The 238-nt window shown below is 62.6% G+C and carries 1 protein-coding gene; it reads right to left on the bottom strand.

All coding sequences use genetic code 11. The features are described from left to right. Positions 1 to 56: 56 nt before the first annotated feature. On the bottom strand, positions 57 to 238 hold a 182-nt coding region (locus KVT38_RS34160; protein ID WP_217598137.1), incomplete at its 5' end, for a hypothetical protein.

The raw sequence follows: 238 nt of genomic DNA, 5'->3' as shown, positions 1-238 counted from the left end.
GAGCTTGCCGGCGATCGGCTTGACGATGTGCAAATATAGTTCCGTATTGATGTCGTTCATCGCTTCTCGGCTGCCTTCTTCCGCAGCAGTGCGTTCTCGGCGGCTAAGATGGCGCTGTCCTTCAATAGCTCCGTTTTCTGCGCACGTAACAGGTTTGCTGCGGCTTCTGCGTCCTCCCCGCGGGTCTTGGTCGCCCCCCCGCCGCTGCCGTATCCCACCCGGGCTGCGCCCACGCCCC

It is taken from the genome of Cohnella sp. GbtcB17 (genome assembly GCF_019091135.1).
GTDB lineage: Bacteria > Bacillota > Bacilli > Paenibacillales > Paenibacillaceae > Cohnella.
Note: the sequence above shows the minus strand (reverse complement) of the source record. Positions and strands in the feature narration are given on the sequence as shown.